This is a genomic window from Acinetobacter sp. WU_MDCI_Abxe161, from assembly GCF_025514355.1.
Lineage (GTDB): Bacteria > Pseudomonadota > Gammaproteobacteria > Pseudomonadales > Moraxellaceae > Acinetobacter > Acinetobacter pittii_E.
This window is the reverse complement of sequence record NZ_JAHPTU010000029.1, coordinates 1-5535: the sequence shown is the minus strand read 5'-3', so window position 1 is coordinate 5535 and position 5535 is coordinate 1. Positions and strand designations below refer to the sequence as shown.

2 tRNA genes and 3 rRNA genes are annotated in these 5535 nt (G+C 48.6%); all 5 read left to right on the top strand.

What is annotated here, in order from left to right:
* Positions 1 to 174 precede the first annotated feature (174 nt).
* The 5 genes from KTI78_RS17615 (at position 175) to rrf (ending at position 5527) form a co-directional block, all read left to right on the top strand.
* Positions 175 to 1712 (top strand): 16S ribosomal RNA (locus KTI78_RS17615).
* Positions 1713 to 1771: 59 nt separating this feature from the next.
* Positions 1772 to 1848 (top strand) — tRNA-Ile (locus KTI78_RS17610).
* A 56-nt stretch (positions 1849 to 1904) separates the two neighbouring features.
* Positions 1905 to 1980: transfer RNA gene (locus KTI78_RS17605), tRNA-Ala, on the top strand.
* A 354-nt stretch (positions 1981 to 2334) separates the two neighbouring features.
* Positions 2335 to 5225, top strand: a 23S ribosomal RNA gene (locus tag KTI78_RS17600).
* Positions 5226 to 5412: 187 nt separating this feature from the next.
* Positions 5413 to 5527, top strand: a 5S ribosomal RNA gene (gene rrf / locus KTI78_RS17595).
* The 16S, 23S and 5S rRNA genes sit together here with 2 tRNA genes alongside, the layout of an rRNA operon.
* The last annotated feature ends 8 nt before the right edge of the window (positions 5528 to 5535 follow it).

Sequence of the window (5535 nt, the reverse complement as noted above, 5' to 3'; positions counted from 1 at the left end):
ATCATTAAGAGAATTGAAGAACAACTTGTGTGGATTTTTACTGATTGATTAATCGAAATAATTTTCATTGATTGATTGGTTTAAATTACTCGAAGTTTATTTGAGCGAAATTTAAGTCAGTAATTGATGAGCCAGAATTGGTACCTTGTCTTTAAATAAGGTACAAAATGATTTTAACTGAAGAGTTTGATCATGGCTCAGATTGAACGCTGGCGGCAGGCTTAACACATGCAAGTCGAGCGGAGAGAGGTAGCTTGCTACCGATCTTAGCGGCGGACGGGTGAGTAATGCTTAGGAATCTGCCTATTAGTGGGGGACAACATTTCGAAAGGAATGCTAATACCGCATACGTCCTACGGGAGAAAGCAGGGGATCTTCGGACCTTGCGCTAATAGATGAGCCTAAGTCGGATTAGCTAGTTGGTGGGGTAAAGGCCTACCAAGGCGACGATCTGTAGCGGGTCTGAGAGGATGATCCGCCACACTGGGACTGAGACACGGCCCAGACTCCTACGGGAGGCAGCAGTGGGGAATATTGGACAATGGGCGCAAGCCTGATCCAGCCATGCCGCGTGTGTGAAGAAGGCCTTATGGTTGTAAAGCACTTTAAGCGAGGAGGAGGCTACTGAAGTTAATACCTTTAGATAGTGGACGTTACTCGCAGAATAAGCACCGGCTAACTCTGTGCCAGCAGCCGCGGTAATACAGAGGGTGCAAGCGTTAATCGGATTTACTGGGCGTAAAGCGCGCGTAGGCGGCTAATTAAGTCAAATGTGAAATCCCCGAGCTTAACTTGGGAATTGCATTCGATACTGGTTAGCTAGAGTGTGGGAGAGGATGGTAGAATTCCAGGTGTAGCGGTGAAATGCGTAGAGATCTGGAGGAATACCGATGGCGAAGGCAGCCATCTGGCCTAACACTGACGCTGAGGTGCGAAAGCATGGGGAGCAAACAGGATTAGATACCCTGGTAGTCCATGCCGTAAACGATGTCTACTAGCCGTTGGGGCCTTTGAGGCTTTAGTGGCGCAGCTAACGCGATAAGTAGACCGCCTGGGGAGTACGGTCGCAAGACTAAAACTCAAATGAATTGACGGGGGCCCGCACAAGCGGTGGAGCATGTGGTTTAATTCGATGCAACGCGAAGAACCTTACCTGGCCTTGACATAGTGAGAACTTTCCAGAGATGGATTGGTGCCTTCGGGAACTTACATACAGGTGCTGCATGGCTGTCGTCAGCTCGTGTCGTGAGATGTTGGGTTAAGTCCCGCAACGAGCGCAACCCTTTTCCTTATTTGCCAGCGAGTAATGTCGGGAACTTTAAGGATACTGCCAGTGACAAACTGGAGGAAGGCGGGGACGACGTCAAGTCATCATGGCCCTTACGGCCAGGGCTACACACGTGCTACAATGGTCGGTACAAAGGGTTGCTACCTAGCGATAGGATGCTAATCTCAAAAAGCCGATCGTAGTCCGGATTGGAGTCTGCAACTCGACTCCATGAAGTCGGAATCGCTAGTAATCGCGGATCAGAATGCCGCGGTGAATACGTTCCCGGGCCTTGTACACACCGCCCGTCACACCATGGGAGTTTGTTGCACCAGAAGTAGCTAGCCTAACTGCAAAGAGGGCGGTTACCACGGTGTGGCCGATGACTGGGGTGAAGTCGTAACAAGGTAGCCGTAGGGGAACCTGCGGCTGGATCACCTCCTTAACGAAAGATTGACGATTGGTAAGAATCCACAACAAGTTGTTCTTCATAGATGTATCTGAGGGTCTGTAGCTCAGTTGGTTAGAGCACACGCTTGATAAGCGTGGGGTCACAAGTTCAAGTCTTGTCAGACCCACCATGACTTTGACTGGTTAAAGTTATAGATAAAAAGATACATGACTGATGATGTAAGCTGGGGACTTAGCTTAGTTGGTAGAGCGCCTGCTTTGCACGCAGGAGGTCAGGAGTTCGACTCTCCTAGTCTCCACCAGAACTTAAGAGAAGTTCGGATTACAGAAATTAGTAAATAGAGATTATATGATCTTGGTTTATTAACTTCTGTGATTTAAGTATCACGGTATTAAGCATGACCTGACGAAGGCATGTTTATTCATTAACAGATTGGCAAAATTGAGTCTGAAATAAATTGTTCACTCAAGAGTTTAGATTAAGCAATTAATCTGAATGAATTGAGAACTAGCAAATTAACTGAATCAAGCGTTTTGGTATATGAATTTAGATTGAAGCTGTACAGTGTTTAAGTACACAGACAACAGATAGTAGCGATGAAGAATCGCACGGACAACACTCACTTGTAGGTGTTGACGACTGTTTGGGGTTGTATAGTCAAGTAATTAAGTGCATGTGGTGGATGCCTTGGCAGTCAGAGGCGATGAAAGACGTAATAGCCTGCGATAAGCTCCGGGGAGGCGGCAAATATCCTTTGATCCGGAGATTTCTGAATGGGGAAACCCACCTACTTTAAGGTAGGTATTGCAACATGAATACATAGTGTTGCAAGGCGAACGAGGGGAAGTGAAACATCTCAGTACCCTTAGGAAAAGAAATCAATTGAGATTCCCTCAGTAGCGGCGAGCGAACGGGGATCAGCCCATTAAGTTATGTGTGTTTTAGTGGAACGCTCTGGGAAGTGCGAACGTAGAGGGTGATATTCCCGTACACGAAAGGGCACACATAATGATGACGAGTAGGGCGAGGCACGTGAAACCTTGTCTGAATATGGGGGGACCATCCTCCAAGGCTAAATACTCCTGACTGACCGATAGTGAACCAGTACCGTGAGGGAAAGGCGAAAAGAACCCCTGTGAGGGGAGTGAAATAGATCCTGAAACCGCATGCATACAAGCAGTGGGAGCACCTTCGTGGTGTGACTGCGTACCTTTTGTATAATGGGTCAGCGACTTATATTCAGTAGCAAGGTTAACCGTATAGGGGAGCCGTAGGGAAACCGAGTCTTAATAGGGCGTTTAGTTGCTGGGTATAGACCCGAAACCAGGCGATCTATCCATGAGCAGGTTGAAGGTTGGGTAACACTAACTGGAGGACCGAACCCACTGTCGTTGAAAAGCCAGGGGATGACTTGTGGATAGGGGTGAAAGGCTAATCAAGCCTGGTGATAGCTGGTTCTCCCCGAAAGCTATTTAGGTAGCGCCTCGGACGAATACCATAGGGGGTAGAGCACTGTTTCGGCTAGGGGGTCATCCCGACTTACCAAACCGATGCAAACTCCGAATACCTATGAGTACTATCCGGGAGACAGACTGCGGGTGCTAACGTCCGTAGTCAAGAGGAAAACAATCCAGACCGCCAGCTAAGGCCCCAAAATCATAGTTAAGTGGGAAACGATGTGGGAAGGCATAGACAGCTAGGAGGTTGGCTTAGAAGCAGCCACCCTTTAAAGAAAGCGTAATAGCTCACTAGTCGAGTCGGCCTGCGCGGAAGATGTAACGGGGCTAAAACTATGTGCCGAAGCTGCGGATTTGACATTAGTCAAGTGGTAGGGGAGCGTTCTGTAAGCCGATGAAGGTGTATTGAGAAGTATGCTGGAGGTATCAGAAGTGCGAATGCTGACGTGAGTAACGACAAAACGGGTGAAAAACCCGTTCGCCGAAAGACCAAGGGTTCCAGTCCAACGTTAATCGGGGCTGGGTGAGTCGACCCCTAAGGCGAGGCCGAAAGGCGTAGTCGATGGGAAATTGGTTAATATTCCAATACTTCTGTGTAATGCGATGAGAGGACGGAGAAGGTTAAGTCAGCCTGGCGTTGGTTGTCCAGGTGGAAGGATGTAGGTATGTATCTTAGGCAAATCCGGGGTACTCTATACTGAGATCCGATAGCAAGCTGTACTTGTACAGCGAAGTGGCTGATACCATGCTTCCAGGAAAAGTCTCTAAGCTTCAGTTACACAGGAATCGTACCCGAAACCGACACAGGTGGTCAGGTCGAGTAGACCAAGGCGCTTGAGAGAACTCTGCTGAAGGAACTAGGCAAAATGGTACCGTAACTTCGGGAGAAGGTACGCTGTTGTTGGTGATGGAACTTGCTTCCTGAGCTGACGACAGCCGCAGAAACCAGGCCGCTGCAACTGTTTATTAAAAACATAGCACTCTGCAAACACGAAAGTGGACGTATAGGGTGTGATGCCTGCCCGGTGCTGGAAGGTTAATTGATGGGGTTAGCGTAAGCGAAGCTCTTGATCGAAGCCCCAGTAAACGGCGGCCGTAACTATAACGGTCCTAAGGTAGCGAAATTCCTTGTCGGGTAAGTTCCGACCTGCACGAATGGCATAATGATGGCGGCGCTGTCTCCAGCAGAGGCTCAGTGAAATCGAAATCGCTGTGAAGATGCAGTGTACCCGCGGCTAGACGGAAAGACCCCGTGAACCTTTACTGCAGCTTGACACTGAACTTTGACCTTACTTGTGTAGGATAGGTGGGAGGCTTTGAAGTTGGAACGCTAGTTCCAATGGAGCCGTCCTTGAAATACCACCCTGGTAATGTTGAGGTTCTAACTCTGTCCCGTTATCCGGGACGAGGACCGTGTCTGGTGGGTAGTTTGACTGGGGCGGTCTCCTCCTAAAGAGTAACGGAGGAGTACGAAGGTGCGCTCAGCGTGGTCGGAAATCACGCGTAGAGTATAAAGGCAAAAGCGCGCTTAACTGCGAGACCCACAAGTCGAGCAGGTACGAAAGTAGGTCTTAGTGATCCGGTGGTTCTGTATGGAAGGGCCATCGCTCAACGGATAAAAGGTACTCTGGGGATAACAGGCTGATACCGCCCAAGAGTTCATATCGACGGCGGTGTTTGGCACCTCGATGTCGGCTCATCTCATCCTGGGGCTGAAGCAGGTCCCAAGGGTATGGCTGTTCGCCATTTAAAGAGGTACGCGAGCTGGGTTTAGAACGTCGTGAGACAGTTCGGTCCCTATCTACCGTGGGCGCTGGAAATTTGAGAGGATCTGCTCCTAGTACGAGAGGACCAGAGTGGACGAACCTCTGGTGTACCGGTTGTGACGCCAGTCGCATCGCCGGGTAGCTATGTTCGGAAGGGATAACCGCTGAAAGCATCTAAGCGGGAAGCCTACCTCAAGATAAGATTTCCCTAGGAATTTATTCCTCTAAAGAGCCGTTCGAGACTAGGACGTTGATAGGTTGGATGTGGAAGCATAGTGATATGTGAAGCTGACCAATACTAATTGCTCGTGAGGCTTGACTATACAACACCCAAGCAGTTGTATATGAAGCATCAATCGATTCATAAACATGCAAAGCAACTTGATTTAGTTAAACGCTTAGCTAAAATGAACAGATAAAGTAAGATTCAATCAGCCCGTCTGTAAAGATTTGGAAAACGCAACGTATCACCATGTGAATAAAACGAAGCAAGTATCCATAAACAGTTGTGCTGGCGACCATAGCAAGAGTGAACCACCTGATCCCTTCCCGAACTCAGAAGTGAAACCTCTTAGCGCTGATGGTAGTGTGGGGTTACCCATGTGAGAGTAAGTCATCGCCAGCTCATTATTC